We start from the raw sequence: 16,515 nt of genomic DNA on the forward strand, positions 1-16,515 counted from the left end.
GACGAAGTTCCCGCCCATGCCCCGCGGCAACTATCCTGTGACGGGTTCCAGGGAGGTCTTGCATGGGTCGCATTGTCCAGAAGTTCGGCGGGTCGTCGGTGGCCGACGCCGAGTCGATCAAGCGCGTCGCGCGGCGCATCGCCCGCACCCGGGCGGACGGCCACGACGTGATCATCGTCATCTCGGCCATGGGAGATACCACCGACGAGCTGATGGATCTGGCGCTTCAGGTCTCCCCGCAGCCGAAGTCGCGGGAGCTGGACATGCTGCTCACGACGGGTGAGCGCCAGTCCGCCGCCCTGCTGGCGATGGCGCTGTCAGACCTCGGCGTGGACGCCGTGTCCTACACCGGCTCACAGGCGGGCGTGATCACCACCCCCACCCACGGCAACGCCCGCATCATCGACATCACCCCCGGCCGCGTCGAGAGGGCGCTGGAGGAGGGCAACGTGGCCATCGTCGCCGGCTTCCAGGGCGTGTCGCAGACCACCAAGGACGTCACGACGTTGGGTCGCGGCGCCTCCGACACCACGGCCGTCGCGTTGGCTGCGGCCCTCGGCGCGGACTTCTGCGAGATCTACTCCGACGTCGACGGCGTCTACACCGCGGACCCGCGGATCGTCCCGTCGGCGCGCCACATCCGCGCCATCGGGTACGAGGACATGATGGAGATGGCCGCCTCGGGCGCCAAGATCCTCCACTTGCGCTGCGTCGAGTACGCGCGCCGCGAAGGGGTGCCGGTCCACGTGCGCTCCTCCTTCTCAGACAAGCCGGGTACCTGGGTGAAGAGCCAGGACGAGATCGACAAGGACGAATCCATGGAAGAAGCCATCATCACCGGTGTCGCGCACGATCGTGGCGAGGCCAAGGTCACGGTCGCGGGTGTCCCGGACAAGATCGGCGAGGCCGCGCGCATCTTCAAGGCCATCGCGGAGCACGACATCAACATCGACATGATCGTGCAGAACGTCTCCCGTCTCTCGGACGTGCGCACCGACATCTCCTTCACGCTGCCCATGGCCGACGGGGCCCGCGCCATCGCCGCGCTCGAGAACATCAAGGACGAGGTCGGCTACGACGAGCTGCTCTACGACGACCAGATCGGCAAGGTGTCCGTGGTGGGCGTGGGGATGCGCTCCCACCCGGGTGTGTCGGCCACCTTCTTCGAGGCACTGGCCGGCGCCGAGGTGAACTTGCAGATGATCTCCACCTCGGAAATCCGGATCTCGGTCATCGTGGGAGCCGACGAGGTGGATCGGGCCGTCCAGGCCGCCCATTCCGCCTTCGGTCTGGACGCCGACGAGGCCGCGACCGTCTACGCGGGCACCGGCCGCTGATCGGAGCCCTGCAGCGGAGGCCGCGTTCGGGGGGTGGCCGGGGCGTGGCCTAAAGTTGCCTGGGTCACCCGGAGGAAGCCCATGTCTGGTCCCAGTCGTCGCAGCGTGCTGTCGGCGCTCGCCGTCGCCGCCGTCGCGCCGCTCACGGCGTGCCCGGGCGATCCGTCACCCGGCCCCTCGTCCTCCCCCTCCGCCGCGCCCTCCCCCTCCCCGAGCCAACTCCCCTTCGGCCTGACCACCCCCTCGACGGTGGAGTCGGTCATCTTCGACGGCGCGTTCGGCACCGGCTACGTCGAGTTCGCCGCCGACATCATGAAGGCCAGCTATCCAGGCGTGCGGGTGCGGGTGACGGCCGTTGAGGATGTACGGGTCGCCGTCGAGCCGCGTCTGGCCGACGGCGCCACCCCTCCGGACCTGGTCGACAACTCTGGGGCCGCGCTGCTGCCCGTGGCCACGCTGGCGGACCGGTTCGTCGAACTCGACGACGTTGTCGAGTCCCCCTCCCTGGAGGGCGAGGTGTTGCGCGAAACCCTGTACCACGACGTCCTCGCCGCGGGCACCTTCAACGGCAGGCTCCTGGCGATCAACTACGCGCTGAGCGTGTACGGGTTGTGGCATTCGGCCTCCGAGTTCGCCGCCCAGGGCTGGGAGCTGCCGCAGACATGGGATGCCATCCTGGCGTTGGGCGACGCGGCGCGCAGGCTGGGGCGGTCGCTGTTCGTGTGGGGCGATGAGGCCGCCGACTACTACCAGGAGCTGGCCATCGCGTCGGCCGTCAAGGAGGGCGGGGACGAGGTCCGGGTGGCGTTGGACAACCTGGCCGAGGACGCGTGGGCGCACCCCGCCGTGAAGGGCGTGCTGGAGCAGCTCGAGACCTGCGTCCGCGAGGGGTTCGTCCTGCGCGGGGGCGACTACCTCACGGCTCAGGCGGCCTGGGTCCGCGAGGGCGCCGGCCTGCTGTATCCGGCCGGGGCGTGGATCGCCAGCGAAATGTCAGAGGTGGCCCCTGCCGACTTCGCGATGACGGTCGCCCCGGTGCCCACCCTCACCGCGGCCCCCACACTGCCGATCTCGGCGGTGCACGCCTCCCCGACGGAGCAGTTCCTGGTGCCGAGGGACGGGCGCAACGTCGCGGGCGCCAAGGAGTTGCTGCGGACGATGCTGTCGCGGGAGACCGCCGCCCACTTCTCCCGAACCCATCTCGTTCCGACGATCGTGCGGGAGAGCGTCCCCGCGGACCTCGAGTCCACCGCGTTGACCTCCCAGGCGCGTCTGCTGGCCGACGCCGGGGAGCACGTGTTCTCGTGGCGATTCGTCACCCACTACGGGTTGGGCCCGGAGACCAACGCCGCGTGGGCGGAGTTCCTGGGCGGCACCCTCTCCGCACAGGGCCTCGCCGAGCAGCTGCAGGCCATCTCGGACCGCGTCCGTAACGACCCGGACGTGGAGCGCTACACCGTCGAGTGACGACTGTGCCGCTCAGCTGCGCCGGCCGGTTCCGAAGATGCCGCGGATGATCTCGCGCCCGGCGGTGCGGACGAGGTCCTTGAACACGGTGGACTGGGTCACCTGCTCCACCAGCCCAGGGTTCTCCCGCTCGTAGCGGCGGCGGGCGGTCTCCTCGGCGCGGGCCTCCTTGTCGCGGCGGGCCTGCTCCGCCCGCGCCTCCCTCTCCAGGCGGGCCTGCTCCTTCTCGGCGGCCGCCAGCTCCTTCTCCATCTGCTGCAGTTGCTTCGCCCTCTCAGCCTCGAGGCGCTCCGCCTCGGCAGCAGCGGCCCCCTGCGCGAGCTTGTGGGTGAGCGCCTCGTAGGCGGAGTGCCTGTCCAGCGGCGTGCCGTACTTCGCGGTCAGTGACGACAGAGCCACTCCTGCGCGGAGCTGGTCCTCGGGCGTCGGCCCCATCAGCGATTCGGGGGCCCAGATGCGCGTCCAAGCCACGGGGGTGGGGGCACCCTTCTCGCTCATCACGGTGACGATGGCCTCCCCGATCCCGAGCTGCTGCAGGACCTCCTCCAGGTCGTAGCCGGAGTTGGGGTAGGTGGAGACGGTGGCGCGCAGGGCCTTGGCATCGTTGGGGGTGTGGGCGCGGAGCTGGTGCTGCACGCGGGAGCCCAGCTGGGCCAGCACGTCGTCGGGCACATCCTTCGGGGTCTGGGTCACGAAGAAGATGCCCACACCCTTGGAGCGGATGAGCCGCACGGTCTGGGTGATGGAGTCGAGGAACGCGTCCGAGGCGTCGTTGAAGAGAAGGTGCGCCTCGTCGAAGAAGAACACCAGCTTCGGCTTGTCGATGTCGCCCACCTCGGGCAGCGAGGTGAAGAGGTCCGCCAGCAGCCACATCAGGAACGTGGAGAACAATGCCGGGCGCGTCGACAGCTGGGGCAGCTCCAGAAGCGAGACCACGCCCCGGCCGTCGGGGGCCACCCTCAGAAGTTCCGCGGGGTCGAACTCGGGCTCGCCGAAGAACACGTCCGCCCCCTGATCGGAGACGGTGATCAACGAGCGGAGAATCACGCCGACGGTGGCGGTCGAGATGCCGCCGATGCCCTTGAGCTCGGGCTTGCCCTCGTCCGAGGTGAGGTACTTGAGCAGCTCGATGAGGTCCTTGAGGTCCAGCAGCGCGAGGCCGGCCTTGTCCGCGTAGTGGAACACCAGGCCGAGCGAGGACTCCTGCACCTTGTTGAGCCCCAGCACCTTGGACAACAGGATGGGCCCGAACGACGAGATGGTCGCGCGCACGGGAACCCCCACGCCCTCGCCTCCAAGGGCGTAGAACTCGCACGGGAATGCCTTCGGCTGCCAGTCCTGACCCTGCTTCGCGACGCGGGCCAGCAGCTTCTCCGACGGCGAGCCGGGCGAGGCCATGCCGCTGAGGTCGCCCTTGATGTCAGCGGCGAAGACGGGGACGCCGGCGTTGCTGAGCGCCTCGGCCAGCACCTGGAGGGTCACCGTCTTGCCTGTTCCGGTGGCGCCGGCCACCAGGCCGTGCCGGTTGAACATGGCCAGCGGGATGCGGATCTTCGCCTCGACGAGGGGGCTCTCGTCATTGAGGACCCCCAGTGTCGCGGCGGGCGCGTCGAAGGTGTAGCCCGCGGTGATGGTCTCGATCTGTGCCTCGTTGCTCACTCCCCTACTCTGGCACAGGCCCACAGGGTCGCGCCGCGGATCTGTGGGTGGGCGGCGCGTCCCCAGCGCCGAGTCAGGACACCTACGTCTCTTCGCTCCGGCCCCACGGTAGGGTGGCCCCGTGATCTTCAAGCGAGTTGGTGACTCCCGCCCCTACCCGGACCACGGCTTCACGCAGAAGCAGTGGATCGCGATCGCGCCGCATCAGGTCCGGCTGGACGAGCTGGTCACCACCAAGCGAACCCTGGATCTCGAAGCCCTCCTTGAGGAGGATTCCACGTTCTACGGCGATCTCTTCGCCCACGTCGTGTCCTACCAGGGCGATCTGTACCTGGAGGACGGCCTTCATCGGGCTCTGCGCGCTGCGCTGCAGCAGCGGCAGACCCTGCATGCAAGAATCCTGGAACTGAACTAGCCCCCACCGGACGACCACGAAGGAACCCTCGCCCGTGCGCATCTTCAGGCTCATCGCCACCCCCATCGTGCTGCTGGGCCTGCTCGGCCTGCTCGTCTGGGGTGCGACGTGGGGATGGAAGGCGCTGACCGAGCCGTTGCCGTCGCCGTCGCCCACCCCCTGCGTCACCACAGCCGCCGCCGTGGTCACGCCCGTGGACGTCACGCTGCGCGTCTTCAACGGCGGGTTCACCAGCGGGCTGGCCAACAGGGTGAAGACGGACCTGGAGAAGGCGGGTTTCGTCGTCATCAAGGTGGACAACACCGAGGAGCGGGTCGTCGGCACCATGATCCGGGCCAACGAGCGTGAGGCTGCGCAGATCCAGCTCGTCTCCTCCTACTTCGTGGAGCCGCAGGTCGACTACGACACCCGGGTCGACGGCACCGTCGACGTGCTGGTGGGCACAGATTTCGCCGGCATGGCCGAGGCTCCGCTGGCACAGGTGGAGTCCCCGGCGGGAGAGGTGTGCCGGGTACCCTCGCCGTCCCCGTCGGTGCCTGTGTCACCCTCACCGACGCCGCCTGCACCGTCGCCGACCCCCTAGTGTCGCGCTCCTAGAGGGTCCAGCGTCGCGAGGGGTCAGGAACGCAAAAAACCCCCAGCCTGAGGCTGGGGGTTTCGTCGTCCGAACGGACCCCGCGGTGATGGAGGGATTTGAACCCCCGGTGGGTTGCCCCACTCTCGCTTTCGAGGCGAGCTCTTTCGGCCGCTCAGACACATCACCGCCGGAAAGTTTACCGAGGGCGCCTCGCTTTGACCAATCGCACGCCCCTCTGGCTGGCGCGGCGGTGTCGTCGCCCGGTTGGTGGGCTTCCACGGGCGGCCGTATGGTTGGGCCGGTGCGTGACTTTTCGGCATTGATCAAGGCCCCAGGGCTTGCCCTGATTCTGGTCACGCAACTGGCGGCTCGGTTTCCTGCGGGCATGTACTCGCTTGGCGTGCTCATGCACGTGCGCGACACGCAGGGCAGCTACACCGCGGCCGGGCTGGTTCTCGCCTCGTTCTCCGTAGGCATGGCGGTGGCGGGCCCGATCGTCTCGAGGCTGTTTAACCGCCTTGGCACCTTTCGCGTGCTCACTGCCACGCTGGTGATCTCGGTGACCGCGTTCGCGCTGCTCGCCCTCCTGACGGTGCCGCTGGGAGGCGCCATGGCCTTGGCCGCCCTAGGAGGCGCGGCGATGCCCCCGGTGATCCCAGCGGTCCGCACGCTCTACCCGAAGCTGGCACCCAACCACCTGCTGACGGCGCTGTTCAGCCTCGACGCCGCCCTGCAGGAGATCATCTGGATCATCGGGCCGGTGGCCATCACCCTGCTGGTGGGTGCTCTCGGGTCCGGCCCGGCGCTACTGGTGGTGATCGCGATCCAGGTGGTGGGCGGCCTGATGTTCATCCTGACCCCCAGGGTCCGTCACCTGGAGATTCCCGCGAACCGGCGACGCTTCGGGAGGGTGCTGGCCAACCCGGCGGTGCTTCTCATGACGGTGACGTCGCTGCTGATGATCGGTGCCTTCGCCGCCATGGAGGCCGCCATCGTCGCGTCCTTCGGCGACGGCTCGGTTCTGGCCGGCGGCGTGCTGGCCCTGTCCGCGTTCGGGTCCCTCCTCGGCGGCCTGGCGGCCGGCAACCGCCCGATCACCCGCTGGTCGATGGCTCTCCGCATGCTCGTCGTGGTGGCAGGGTTCTCGCTGGCAACGGTCCTCAGCGGCTTCTGGGGCTTGTCGCTGGCGCTGTTTCTGGCGGGCTTCGGGATCGCGCCCGCGCTCGCCGCGGTGTCGTCGGTGATCGCCGGGAGCGTCCCCTTCTCGGACACCGCCGAGGCCTACGGATGGATAGGCACCGGGCAACTGTTGGGCGCCTCCGTCGGGTCGGCCGCGGCCGGCATCGCCATCGACGCCTCCGGCGGGCACGGCGGCATCCTCGTGGCGGCGGGGATCGCCGTTTCGGCGGTGCTGGTGGCCGTTGTGTTCCGGGGAGTGCAGCCGGATCTGCGGGACGGCATCATCGCGCTGGACTAGTGTCGCCGTCGGACGCAGGACACTAGCGCCGCTCCCCGAAGAAGGATTCCAGGGCGGCGCCGCACTCGTCGGCGAGGACGCCGGACGTGACAGTAGGACGGTGGTTGAGGCGAGGGTCGCGCACCACGTCCCACAGCGATGAGACGGCACCCGCCTTCTCGTCGAACGCGCCGAACACGAGGTGCCCGATCCGGCTCGCGACGATGGCCCCTGCGCACATTGTGCAGGGCTCAAGGGTGACCACCAGGGTGCAGTCGGTGAGGCGCCATTGACCGAGCTCCTCGGCCGCCCGACGGATGGCGACCACCTCGGCGTGGGCCGTGGGGTCGCCCGTGAGTTCGCGCTCGTTGCCCGCGCTTGCGATCGGTGCTCCGGCAGAGTCGAGAATCACGGCGCCGATGGGCACGTCCCCATGCCGCCGGGCGGCCTCCGCCTCCTCCAGCGCGAGGCGCATCGCCTCGTGCCAGCGCGTGCCCACGCTAGTGCCCGGCTCTAGTCGTCGAAGGCCTCGACGGCGCCCTCGAACTCCGCCGTGACCTTCAACTTCGCCGCGATCCTGCCGAGGAGGACGTCGGAGTCCTCGTCGTAGTCCGTGGCGATGGCTTCGAGCTCCATCGCCCGCAGACCGCTGGCCGCGTACATGGAGAGGTCCCCGAGGGGGGCCGGATCGTCGTCTTCGTCTGGCATCTCTTCGCCGAGATAGTCCACGACGTCTCGCGCGATGGGCCAGTCGTTGGCCGCCGTCACGTCCGAGAGCAGCACCTCGACGGTGCGTCCGCGCACGCGGCAGATCACGAAGAACTCGCCCGCGACAGATACCCATCCGTCGGCACCCGAGTCACCGGGGAGGCGTCCGAGCTGGGTGATGAGTTCGTCGAGGTCATTGGCGAGGTCCACGTCCATGGGGACCGCGACCGCGCGGCCGTCCTCACGGTAGAGGGCCACCACCAGATCCACGTCGTCCTCGGTGGCGTCTTCGAGGTCGTCGAAGTCCTCCTCGGAGTCCTCCGACTCTGCGGAGTCTTCGCTGTCCACGTCGTTGAGGTCGAATGGCTCGGCGTCCTCTTCGAATACGTCCACGGCTCACTCCTTTCGTCGCATGCGCACCCCATCCTTGCATGACTGCCCTCGGGAAACATCCCCAGGGGCCCAACCACTGCACGCCCGGGCCGGATGTGGAAAGGTAAGCGGCGTGGAACTCTGCGTCGTCACTCATCCCCTCGTCGATCACAAGCTGACACTGCTGCGGAACAAGAACACCGAGCAGCCGGTGTTCCGCAGGTTGGTGGAGGAGTTGGTGACGCTGCTGGCCTACGAGGCCACGCGTGGGGTGAGGATCACGGAGACGCATATCGAAACGCCGGTCACCGCCACCACCGGGGTGAAATTGGCGCAGCCAGCGCCGCTGGTGGTGCCCATCCTGCGCGCCGGGCTGGGGATGCTGGATGGAATGCTGCGGCTCATGCCCACCGCGGAGGTGGGGTTCCTGGGGATGATCCGAGACGAGGTGACCCTGCAGCCGGTGACCTACGCCGAACGTCTCCCCAATGACCTGTCGGGTCGACAGTGCTACGTGCTGGACCCCATGCTCGCCACCGGAGGATCGCTCGGTGGAGCGGTGCAGTATCTCGTTGATCGCGGCGCGGACGACATCACCTGCATCTGTCTCCTCGCGGCGCCCGAGGGAATCGAGAAGCTGAACCGCCTCCTGGCGGACCTGGACGTCCCCTGCACCCTGGTGGTGGCCGCCGTCGATGAGCGCCTCAACGAACACGGCTACATCGTGCCCGGCCTGGGCGACGCGGGCGATCGTCTCTACGGCCTGGCCAACTGATCTGCAGGTCGCTAGCCATGGCGCGGTCTCTGTGCGTATGCACAGAGACCGCGTTCTGCGTAGATCGGTGCAGAGCCGGGGGGCGCCCCCAGCGCCTGGGAACGGGTGGGCTAGCGTAGCCGGATGGCTGGTCGGACCGCAGGCTGGGTACCCAAGCAACACGGGGCTTGGGCCATGCTCGTCGTTCCATACCTCGCGGGCCTCGTGATGGCGCGGGACGCACGCCCCCTAGACGCGGGCGACGCGATGCTCGGCCTCACCTGGTTGGTGGCCTACTTCGCCTACAACGCCGCGACCCTCCTCCTCCGCAGCCCCGCCAAGCGTCGTGGCCGCTACCTGCCTGCTCTCGCGCTCTATAGCACTGCAACTGCCGTCCTGGGTTTGACGACTCTGGCCCTCAAGGGGTGGGGGCTACTGCTGTGGGCCCCGGTGTACGCGGTGCTGGTGGGGGCGGGACTGTGGCTGGCGTGGAAGAGGCGGGACCGCTCCCTGGCCTCCGGCGTCCTCATGGTGATCGCGTCCTGCGGGCTGATGGCGGTGCTGCAGCGGTGGGGCGCCGATGACCCGACGAGGTGGCGGGACGTGATCATCATGCTGCTGATCACCGCCTACTTCGTGGGCACCGTGCTTCACGTCAAGGCCCTGATCCGCGAGCGCAACGAGCCCTCGGCGGCCCAACGCTCTCAGGCGTACCACGCCGCCGCCGCGCTGGTGGCGGTCGCGGCGTGGGGTGCCGGCTGGCTGGGGTGGTGGTGGCTGCCGTGGGCGGTGGCGCTGGTGGCGAGGTCGTTCTGGATGCCGCGGGCCCCGAGGCGGCCGGCGCAGATTGGCGTGCTGGAGATCCTGCTGTCGGCCTGGGCGTTGGCCCTCACCCTTCTCGGCTGAGGCCTGGCAGGTCCCCGAGGAGGCCCCACCGAGAAGCGGCGTGGTCCTCGGCAATGAGGTTCTCAGCCCGGTAGACCTCGGGTCAGGCCTTCAGTTCGCGGGGGCCGGGCCGCCTACACGAGCCCGACACTCGCGATCACGGATGGGGCGCTCAACTCAGTGGTCGATCGCGGCGACTTCACTTGCGGCGACTGGCATCGACGAACTTCCGACTTCGCCCGCGACGGATCTAGGATTTCAGTTCCGACGAATCTAGGATTTCGCGATGGCGAGAGCCTAGACAGAACCCCACTCGGGACTGCCTGCCACTGGGCGACAGTCCGCAGCAAGCCCTCCAGCCGACAGCAGGCCTAGCGATCCATCCAGGTGGGCGGAGGCGGACTGTCGTCCACACATCGCTTTGGCTAGGGCTTGCATCGCCACATCAGTAGTAGTAGGGGAACTTCGACCAGTCCGGAGCCCGCTTCTCGAGGAACGAGTCACGACCCTCCACCGCCTCGTCGGTCATGTAGGCCAAGCGCGTGGTCTCTCCGGCGAACACCTGCTGTCCGATCAGCCCGTCGTCTATGGCGTTGAAGGCGAACTTCAGCATCCGTTGGGCCGTCGGCGACTTTCCACAGATCTTCGCTGCCCACTCCAGGCCCAGGTCCTCCAACTCGGCATGCGGCACCACCCGGTTGACCATGCCCATGCGGTGCGCGTCCTCGGCGTCGTGGACGTCGCCCAGGAAGAAGATTTCGCGGGCGAACTTCTGCCCCACCTGCCGTGCCAGGTAGGCCGATCCGAATCCAGCGTCGAAGGAGCCGACGTCGGCGTCGGTCTGCTTGAACCGCGCGTGCTCCCGTGACGCGAGCGTCAGGTCCGCGACGACGTGCAGTGAGTGCCCTCCGCCCGCCGCCCACCCGTTGACAAGGGCGATGACCACCTTGGGCATGAACCGGATGAGGCGCTGGACCTCGAGGATGTGGAGGCGCCCCAGCTTGGCTGCATCGACGGTGTCCGCGCCCTCGCCTTCGGCGTACTGGTACCCGGCGCGGCCTCGGATCCGCTGATCACCGCCCGAACAGAACGCCCAGCCGCCGTCCTTCTCCGAGGGGCCGTTGCCGGTGAGCAGCACGCAGCCCACGTCCGAGGACATCCGCGCGTGATCCAGCGCCCGGTACAGCTCGTCGACGGTGTGAGGCCGGAAAGCGTTACGCACCTCGGGGCGGTTGAAGGCGATCCGCACCGCCGGGACGTGCTTGGCTCGGTGGTAGGTGATGTCGGTGAAGTCGAATCCGTCCACCGCGTCCCAGAGTTCGGGGCGGAACGGGTTGCCGGGGGCGCTCATGGGGCGAGCCTAGTGGCCGCCCGCGCGCGGTCGCGACCGATCCGGCTAGCGGCCGGGGGCGCGCAACACCTCGGAGAGCCGGTCCGGGAAGTTGGTGATCAGGGCATCGACGCCCAAGCCGGCGAGCCAGAGCGCGTCATCGTCCTTGTTGACCGTCCACGCGTGGACCTCGATGCCCGCCTCGTGGCAGAGCCAGACGAAGTTGGGCTGTTGCAGGGCCAGGTAGTGGGGGTGCAGGGCCCCGGCACCGAACCACGTCGCGTACTTCCAGGGGTCGTAGATGCCGTCCGAGTACAGCAGGCCGATCTGCTCGCGGGCCACCCGGCCGCGCAGGTTAGCCAGTGAGAAGTGGTTGAACGACGAGTACAGCACCTGATCTTCCATGCCCGCGTCCCGCACGATGCTCAGGACGTCGTCCTCCAGGCCGGGATACAGCACGACGGTGTTCTTCAACTCGATGTTGACGCGGACCCCAGTGCCCCGGAACAGGTCGAGCGCTTCGCGCAGAGTAGGGATCTTGACGTTGCGGCGCCCGGCGAAGCCGTTGGAGAAGTCGCAGTGGCGCAGCTCCTCCAGGGTCTGATCGACCACGCGCCCGAAGCCGTTGGAGGTCCGGTTGATGGTCTCGTCGTGGATGGCCACGACGTGCCCGTCCGCCGTGCGCTGCACGTCCAACTCCACGCCGTTTGCGCCCATCTGGAGCGCCAGCTGAAACGCTGGCACGGTGTTCTCCGGCGCATAAGCGCTCGCGCCACGATGGGCCCAGACTTCGGTTGTCACGGGGACATCCTTCCAACTCGGCGCTGTCCGCGCCACCTACCAACGAGTCCTGGCTGGGCCGGGAAGAAGAAAAGGCGCCGGGGAAAACCCCGACGCCCATCTCCAGCGCGCTCGGAGGGACTCGAACCCCCAACCTTCTGATCCGTAGTCAGATGCTCTATCCGTTGAGCCACGAGCGCTGGCCGAGTCGTAACTATACGTGGCATCGATGTGAACGGCAAAACGCAGGTCCGGCGGCCCGAGCCGGCTGGCCTCCGCCTATCGTCAACCCAGCAGGTTGCGTAGATAGGTGCCGTAGCCGGACTTCTCGTAACGGGCGGCGCGCTCGGCCAACTCGTCGTCGGTCAGGAACCCCCGCCGCCAGGCCGCCTCTTCCGGGCAGCCGACCTGCAGGCCTTGGCGGGCCTGGAGCGTGCGCACGAAGTTGCTGGCGTCGTTGAGTGAGTCGAAGGTGCCGGTGTCCAGCCAGGCCGTGCCGCGGGGCAGCAGGTCCACGTGGAGGCGGCCCTGTTCCATGTAGGCGCGGTTGACGTCGGTGATCTCGAACTCGCCACGCGGCGAGGGCTTGAGGTTGGTGGCGATGTCGACCACCTGCTCGTCGTAGAAGTAGAGACCGGGCACGGCCCAGTGGGACTTCGGGTGGGCCGGCTTCTCCTCGATGGAGAGGGCCAGCCCGTTGCCGTCGACCTCCACGACGCCGTAGGCGGTGGGGTCTGCCACCTGGTAGCCGAACACCAGGGCGCCGTCGATGGACTCGGTGCGCCGCTGCAGCCGCGATCCCAGCCCGGGCCCGGAGAAGATGTTGTCACCCAGGATCAGGCAGGAGGGTCCGCCATCGACGAAGTCCGCCCCGATCGTGAACGCCTGCGCCAACCCCTTGGGCTCGGGCTGGACCGCGAAGGTGAAGTGGACGCCGAACTGTTCGCCGTCGCCCAGCAGATGATGAAAAGCGGGCGCCTCGTGCGGTGTGGTGATGATCAGCACCTCACGGATCCCGGCGAAGATCAGCGTGGCGAGGGGGTAGTAGATCATCGGCTTGTCATAGACCGGCATCAACTGCTTACTGGTGCCCAGCGTGATCGGATGAAGCCTGGAGCCGGTCCCGCCGGCAAGAATGATCCCCCGCATGGGTCATACCTTGGCACAGCGACCCCGCCACGGCACGATCGCGGTGGTTGCTCGGACGCTGCGGCGCTGCGCTCGCGCGGGTGACCGGATAGGCTCCCACGCGTGAAGACGATTCTGGTCACTGGGGGAGCCGGGTTCATCGGCAGCAACTTCGTCCACTGGGCGATGACACACACCGACGCCGTGCTGACCGTCCTCGACGCCCTGACCTACGCCGGTAGCACCGCCAACCTGGCCGGACTGGACCCCGCACGGGGGCGCTTCGTCAGGGGGTCGGTGACCGACGCCGCCTTGGTCAACGAACTCGTCGCAGCCCACGACACGGTGGTCCACTTCGCCGCCGAATCCCACAACGACAACTCCCTTGAAGGCCCCGGGATCTTCGTCGAGACCAACATCCTCGGAACCTTCCACGTCCTGCAGGCCGCGCGGCAGTTCGACAAGCGCCTGCACCACATCTCCACCGACGAGGTCTACGGCGACCTCGAACTCGACGATCCCGCGAAGTTCACCCCCAGCACCGCGTACAACCCGTCCAGCCCCTACTCGGCCTCGAAGGCGGCCAGCGACCACCTGGTGCGGGCCTGGGTGCGCTCGTTCGGGGTGCGCGCCACGATCAGCAACTGCTCCAACAACTACGGCCCCCGCCAACACATCGAGAAGTTCATCCCCCGCCAGATCACCAACGTCATCGACGGGATCCGCCCCAAGCTCTACGGCGCCGGGGCTAACGTGCGCGACTGGATCCACGTCGACGACCACAACTCCGCCCTCTGGCGCATCCTGGAAGACGGACGGATCGGCGAGACCTACCTCATCGGCGCCGACGGTGAGCAGGACAACAAGACGGTCATCGAACTCATCCTCGAACTCATGGGCCAACCCACCGACGCCTACGACCACGTCACCGACCGCGCCGGCCACGACCTCCGCTACGCCATCGACGCCACCAAGCTGCGCGACGAACTCGGCTGGACCCCCGAGTACACCGACTTCCGCACCGGCCTGCAGGCCACCATCGACTGGTACCGCGCCAACGAGGACTGGTGGCGCCCGCTCAAAGCCGCCACCGAGGCCAGGTACGCCGCCAAGGGCCAGTGACCCTCGGGGCCTGTCGAACGCCTCGGCGGGTCGTATCCTGGCACCACAGCGGAAGGTGTGCGCGACATGACCCACAGCGTGATGGACTCCCCCATCGGCCCACTGACCCTCGTCGTCAGCGACGGAGCCCTCGTGGCTGTTCTGATGGACGGACACAAGAGTCCGCCCGTGCCCGAGTCCGCGTGGGGCGAGCGCGTCGACGACGCGCTCCCGGACGCCACCCGCCAACTCACGGAGTACTTCGCCGGGGAACGCACCTCGTTCGATCTTCCTCTGGCCCCGTCGGGCACCGACTTCCAGAAGGAGGTGTGGGCGGCGCTCGCCGCGATCCCCTACGGGGAGACGCGCAGCTACGGCCAGCTCGCCATCGCCGTCGGACGCCCCGCCGCCTCACGGGCCGTGGGGCTGGCCAACGGCCGAAATCCGCTCAGCATCGTGGTCCCCTGCCACCGCGTGGTGGGGTCCGACGGGAAACTCACGGGCTACTCCGGCGGCCCGGAACGCAAGCAGTTCCTCCTCGATCTGGAGCGCAGCCGTCCCGCCTCGTAGCATCGCGGTACTCTGCGGCAACGCCGAAGCCCCCAGGAGCGTGACTCCCAGGGGCTTGATCACAACTGGCGGAGGCGGCGGGATTTGAACCCGCGATGGGGTTGAAGCCCCAAACCCGCTTAGCAGGCGGGCGCCATAGACCGGACTAGGCGACACCTCCAGTGCCGTCACAGCCTAGCCGAGCGCTCGGCGCAGCGGCAAACACCCAGCCGCACCGGCACGAGGCTCCGACCGGCCCCCGGGCTAGACTTGCGCGCAGGAGGCGCCAGATGACCGATGACCGCCCGGCGCGACGAGCCGCGCCCTACGATGACGGTGCCGCCATCCCGTCATCAGGCGCCACACCGTCGCGGGGATACGAGGCCGACGGTGGCGGGGCCGAGCTGCCGTTTCCGGCCAACGTGCGGCGTCGGATGGCCACCGATGGCGGACCCAGGCAGTCCCTGAGGAAGTCGATGGGGCTCACGGTCATCTCGGCCCTCGTCCCGGGCCTCGGCCTTCTCGGCGCCACACGGCCGGCCTTGCGCGGACTCGGCCTTCTGACCGGGCTGGCCGCGATCGTCGGCGTGGTCTCCCTCGCGTACTACGCCGCGACGAACACCACCCGGCTGGCCATGCTCGCAGTGAGCACTCAGTTCCTCGCCATCGCGAGCGTGGCTCTGATCGCCCTGGGCCTCGTCTGGGTCACCCTCATCACCGTCACGCAACTCGCCACGCGCCCCCGTCGGCTGGGCAGCGGCAAGCGCGCCATCGGGGCGATCCTCGTGACCGTACTGGCGTTCGGGGTCACCGCACCGACCGCCATCGGGGCCCGCTACGCGCGCGACCAGGCCCTGCTTCTGGACAACGTGTTCGCCACCGGCGAGGACGAGGTGACCTCCTCCTCGCGGCCCACGCTCACCGCCGAGGCACACGAGGACCCGTGGGCCGACATCCCGCGGATCAATATCCTGCTGCTCGGCGCGGACGGCAGCGACTCCCGCGCGGATCAGGTAGAGGAATTCAGCGTCCGCACCGACACCATCATGCTGGCCTCGATCGACACCGAGTCCGGCGCGACGACCATCATTCAGATCCCGCGGAACGTGCAGTTCACGCCCTTCCCCGAGGGCAGCGAGATGGACGAGGCGTTCCCCAACGGGTTCCGCGGGGAGCCCGCCGGGGACTGGTACATCAACAGCATCTGGGCGCACACCGAGCTCGGCTTCCCTGACCTGTTCGCCGGCTCCACCTACCGCGGCGCGGAGGCCCTCAAGCAGGGGGTGGAGGGGATCACCGGCCTCAAGGTGGACTACTTCGCGATGCTCAACATCGACGGCGTCCAGCAGCTCATCGACGCGATGGGCGGCGTGACGGTCAACATCAACCAGCGCCTGGCCATCGGCGGCAACAGCGAGGGGAAGCGGCCCTCCGGGTATCTCGAGCCCGGCCCGGACCAGCACCTGATGGGCTACGACGCCATGTGGTACGCACGCAGCCGCCTGGACTACTCGGACTACGACCGGATGGCGCGCCAGTCCTGCCTGGTCAGCGCGATCATCCGGCAGGCCAACCCGGCCACGATGCTGACGCGCTACGAGGCGATCGCCGCGGCATCGTCGCAGATGATCGTCACCGACATTCCGCAGCGGGACCTGCCCGCAATCGTCGAGCTCGCGCTGCGCGTCAAGGATGCTCCGGTGACGCGCCTCGTGTACTCGCCCGGCAAGAACGGGTACTCCTACGAATACCCGGACTTCGAGGCGATGCGCGCCGCCGCTGAGGAGGCCATCGCGGCCACCACCGCGTCCCCCAGCCCCACCGCCGTTCCGTCGGTCAGCGCCGCGGCATCGCCCACCGGTTCCGCCACCGCTTCGGCGTCACCGTCGGCCAGCTCAGCTTCACCCTCCCCCACCGGCGACCTGACCGACGGCGCGCAAAATGTCACAGACGCCTGCGCGTGGCACGGCGCGGAGGACGAGGAGGGCTAGGTCCGG

16 protein-coding genes and 3 tRNA genes are annotated in these 16,515 nt (G+C 68.5%); 10 read left to right on the forward strand and 9 right to left on the reverse strand.

The features are described 5' to 3' along the window. Positions 1-62 precede the first annotated feature (62 nt). Together ACX1D1_RS15170 and ngcE are read left to right on the forward strand one after the other, a co-directional pair. Positions 63-1,337 carry an aspartate kinase gene (locus ACX1D1_RS15170; protein WP_459055264.1) on the forward strand — a complete coding sequence of 425 codons (1,275 nt, stop codon included), beginning with the start codon at positions 63-65 and terminating at the stop codon, positions 1,335-1,337. Positions 1,338-1,418: 81 nt separating this feature from the next. Further along, the gene (ngcE, locus tag ACX1D1_RS15175) at positions 1,419-2,804 is read left to right on the forward strand and encodes an N-acetylglucosamine/diacetylchitobiose ABC transporter substrate-binding protein (protein WP_459055265.1); all 1,386 of its coding nucleotides are present in this window, start codon (positions 1,419-1,421) and stop codon (positions 2,802-2,804) included. A 12-nt stretch (positions 2,805-2,816) separates the two neighbouring features. Here ngcE and ACX1D1_RS15180 read toward each other — a convergent pair whose 3' ends face one another. Further along, positions 2,817-4,463 (reverse strand): helicase HerA-like domain-containing protein, encoded by a 1,647-nt coding sequence (locus ACX1D1_RS15180; RefSeq protein ID WP_459055266.1) that lies wholly within the window; start codon positions 4,461-4,463, stop codon positions 2,817-2,819. Positions 4,464-4,584: 121 nt separating this feature from the next. On the opposite strand from ACX1D1_RS15180, the gene ACX1D1_RS15185 reads away from it, so the two are divergent. Together ACX1D1_RS15185 and ACX1D1_RS15190 are read left to right on the forward strand one after the other, a co-directional pair. Beyond that, a complete protein-coding gene (locus ACX1D1_RS15185) occupies positions 4,585-4,878 on the forward strand; it encodes a type II toxin-antitoxin system VapB family antitoxin (RefSeq protein ID WP_182781498.1) in 294 nt (97 codons plus the stop codon). A gap of 34 nt (positions 4,879-4,912) precedes the next feature. Beyond that, positions 4,913-5,461, forward strand: a complete 549-nt coding sequence (locus ACX1D1_RS15190; protein ID WP_459055268.1) for a LytR C-terminal domain-containing protein — start codon at positions 4,913-4,915, stop codon at positions 5,459-5,461. Between the two features lie 95 nt (positions 5,462-5,556). Here the strand turns inward: ACX1D1_RS15190 and ACX1D1_RS15195 are convergent. Further along, positions 5,557-5,641, reverse strand: a tRNA-Ser gene (locus tag ACX1D1_RS15195). Positions 5,642-5,756: 115 nt separating this feature from the next. Here ACX1D1_RS15195 and ACX1D1_RS15200 point away from each other — a divergent pair. Beyond that, positions 5,757-6,932 carry an MFS transporter gene (locus ACX1D1_RS15200; RefSeq protein WP_459055269.1) on the forward strand — a complete coding sequence of 392 codons (1,176 nt, stop codon included), beginning with the start codon at positions 5,757-5,759 and terminating at the stop codon, positions 6,930-6,932. A gap of 22 nt (positions 6,933-6,954) precedes the next feature. Here ACX1D1_RS15200 and tadA read toward each other — a convergent pair whose 3' ends face one another. After that, the gene (gene tadA, locus ACX1D1_RS15205; protein ID WP_459056599.1) at positions 6,955-7,386 is read right to left on the reverse strand and encodes a tRNA adenosine(34) deaminase TadA; all 432 of its coding nucleotides are present in this window, start codon (positions 7,384-7,386) and stop codon (positions 6,955-6,957) included. A 38-nt stretch (positions 7,387-7,424) separates the two neighbouring features. After that, positions 7,425-8,012 (reverse strand): tRNA adenosine deaminase-associated protein, encoded by a 588-nt coding sequence (locus tag ACX1D1_RS15210; protein WP_459055271.1) that lies wholly within the window; start codon positions 8,010-8,012, stop codon positions 7,425-7,427. A gap of 112 nt (positions 8,013-8,124) precedes the next feature. Between ACX1D1_RS15210 and upp the strand changes: the two genes are divergently transcribed. Both upp and ACX1D1_RS15220 read left to right on the forward strand, forming a co-directional pair. Further along, positions 8,125-8,766 (forward strand): uracil phosphoribosyltransferase, encoded by a 642-nt coding sequence (gene upp / locus ACX1D1_RS15215; RefSeq protein ID WP_370585671.1) that lies wholly within the window; start codon positions 8,125-8,127, stop codon positions 8,764-8,766. Between the two features lie 123 nt (positions 8,767-8,889). Next, positions 8,890-9,651, forward strand: coding sequence for a YwiC-like family protein (locus tag ACX1D1_RS15220; RefSeq protein WP_459055272.1), 762 nt, complete (start codon positions 8,890-8,892; stop codon positions 9,649-9,651). Between the two features lie 424 nt (positions 9,652-10,075). Here ACX1D1_RS15220 and ACX1D1_RS15225 read toward each other — a convergent pair whose 3' ends face one another. The 4 genes from ACX1D1_RS15225 to rfbA all read right to left on the reverse strand — a co-directional run bounded on the left by ACX1D1_RS15225 (position 10,076) and on the right by rfbA (position 12,889). Further along, complete coding sequence (locus tag ACX1D1_RS15225; RefSeq protein WP_459055273.1) at positions 10,076-10,981, reverse strand: 1,4-dihydroxy-2-naphthoyl-CoA synthase; 906 nt, start codon at positions 10,979-10,981, stop codon at positions 10,076-10,078. A gap of 45 nt (positions 10,982-11,026) precedes the next feature. After that, the gene (locus ACX1D1_RS15230; RefSeq protein ID WP_459055274.1) at positions 11,027-11,761 is read right to left on the reverse strand and encodes a glycerophosphodiester phosphodiesterase; all 735 of its coding nucleotides are present in this window, start codon (positions 11,759-11,761) and stop codon (positions 11,027-11,029) included. Between the two features lie 106 nt (positions 11,762-11,867). Then, a tRNA-Arg gene (locus ACX1D1_RS15235) sits at positions 11,868-11,940 on the reverse strand. An 85-nt stretch (positions 11,941-12,025) separates the two neighbouring features. Beyond that, entirely contained in the window at positions 12,026-12,889 is an 864-nt protein-coding gene (gene rfbA / locus ACX1D1_RS15240) for a glucose-1-phosphate thymidylyltransferase RfbA (protein WP_459055275.1), read from the reverse strand. A 102-nt stretch (positions 12,890-12,991) separates the two neighbouring features. On the opposite strand from rfbA, the gene rfbB reads away from it, so the two are divergent. Next, the gene (gene rfbB, locus ACX1D1_RS15245) at positions 12,992-13,990 is read left to right on the forward strand and encodes a dTDP-glucose 4,6-dehydratase (protein WP_459055277.1); all 999 of its coding nucleotides are present in this window, start codon (positions 12,992-12,994) and stop codon (positions 13,988-13,990) included. 66 nt (positions 13,991-14,056) lie between these two features. Beyond that, positions 14,057-14,539: a methylated-DNA--[protein]-cysteine S-methyltransferase gene (locus ACX1D1_RS15250; RefSeq protein ID WP_459055278.1), complete on the forward strand. Its 483-nt coding sequence runs from the start codon at positions 14,057-14,059 to the stop codon at positions 14,537-14,539. A gap of 66 nt (positions 14,540-14,605) precedes the next feature. On the opposite strand, the gene ACX1D1_RS15255 is transcribed toward ACX1D1_RS15250, so the two are convergent. Continuing rightward, positions 14,606-14,699, reverse strand: a tRNA-Ser gene (locus ACX1D1_RS15255). 109 nt (positions 14,700-14,808) lie between these two features. Here ACX1D1_RS15255 and ACX1D1_RS15260 point away from each other — a divergent pair. Further along, on the forward strand, positions 14,809-16,509 hold the full coding sequence (locus tag ACX1D1_RS15260) for an LCP family protein (protein ID WP_459055279.1): 1,701 nt from the start codon (positions 14,809-14,811) through the stop codon (positions 16,507-16,509). The last annotated feature ends 6 nt before the right edge of the window (positions 16,510-16,515 follow it).

The sequence above is a fragment of the Tessaracoccus luoxuelianae genome, assembly GCF_054483915.1.

Bases quoted from the DNA above. Each gene is read 5' to 3' on its own strand.
- ACX1D1_RS15220 (WP_459055272.1), top strand. From the start codon at position 8,890: ATGGCTGGTCGGACCGCAGGCTGGGTACCCAAGCAACACGGGGCTTGG.
- ACX1D1_RS15170 (WP_459055264.1), top strand. From the start codon at position 63: ATGGGTCGCATTGTCCAGAAGTTCGGCGGGTCGTCGGTGGCCGACGCC.
- tadA (WP_459056599.1), bottom strand. From the start codon at position 7,386: ATGCGCCTCGCGCTGGAGGAGGCGGAGGCCGCCCGGCGGCATGGGGAC.
- ngcE (WP_459055265.1), top strand. From the start codon at position 1,419: ATGTCTGGTCCCAGTCGTCGCAGCGTGCTGTCGGCGCTCGCCGTCGCC.
- rfbA (WP_459055275.1), bottom strand. From the start codon at position 12,889: ATGCGGGGGATCATTCTTGCCGGCGGGACCGGCTCCAGGCTTCATCCG.
- ACX1D1_RS15250 (WP_459055278.1), top strand. From the start codon at position 14,057: ATGACCCACAGCGTGATGGACTCCCCCATCGGCCCACTGACCCTCGTC.
- ACX1D1_RS15260 (WP_459055279.1), top strand. From the start codon at position 14,809: ATGACCGATGACCGCCCGGCGCGACGAGCCGCGCCCTACGATGACGGT.
- ACX1D1_RS15225 (WP_459055273.1), bottom strand. From the start codon at position 10,981: ATGAGCGCCCCCGGCAACCCGTTCCGCCCCGAACTCTGGGACGCGGTG.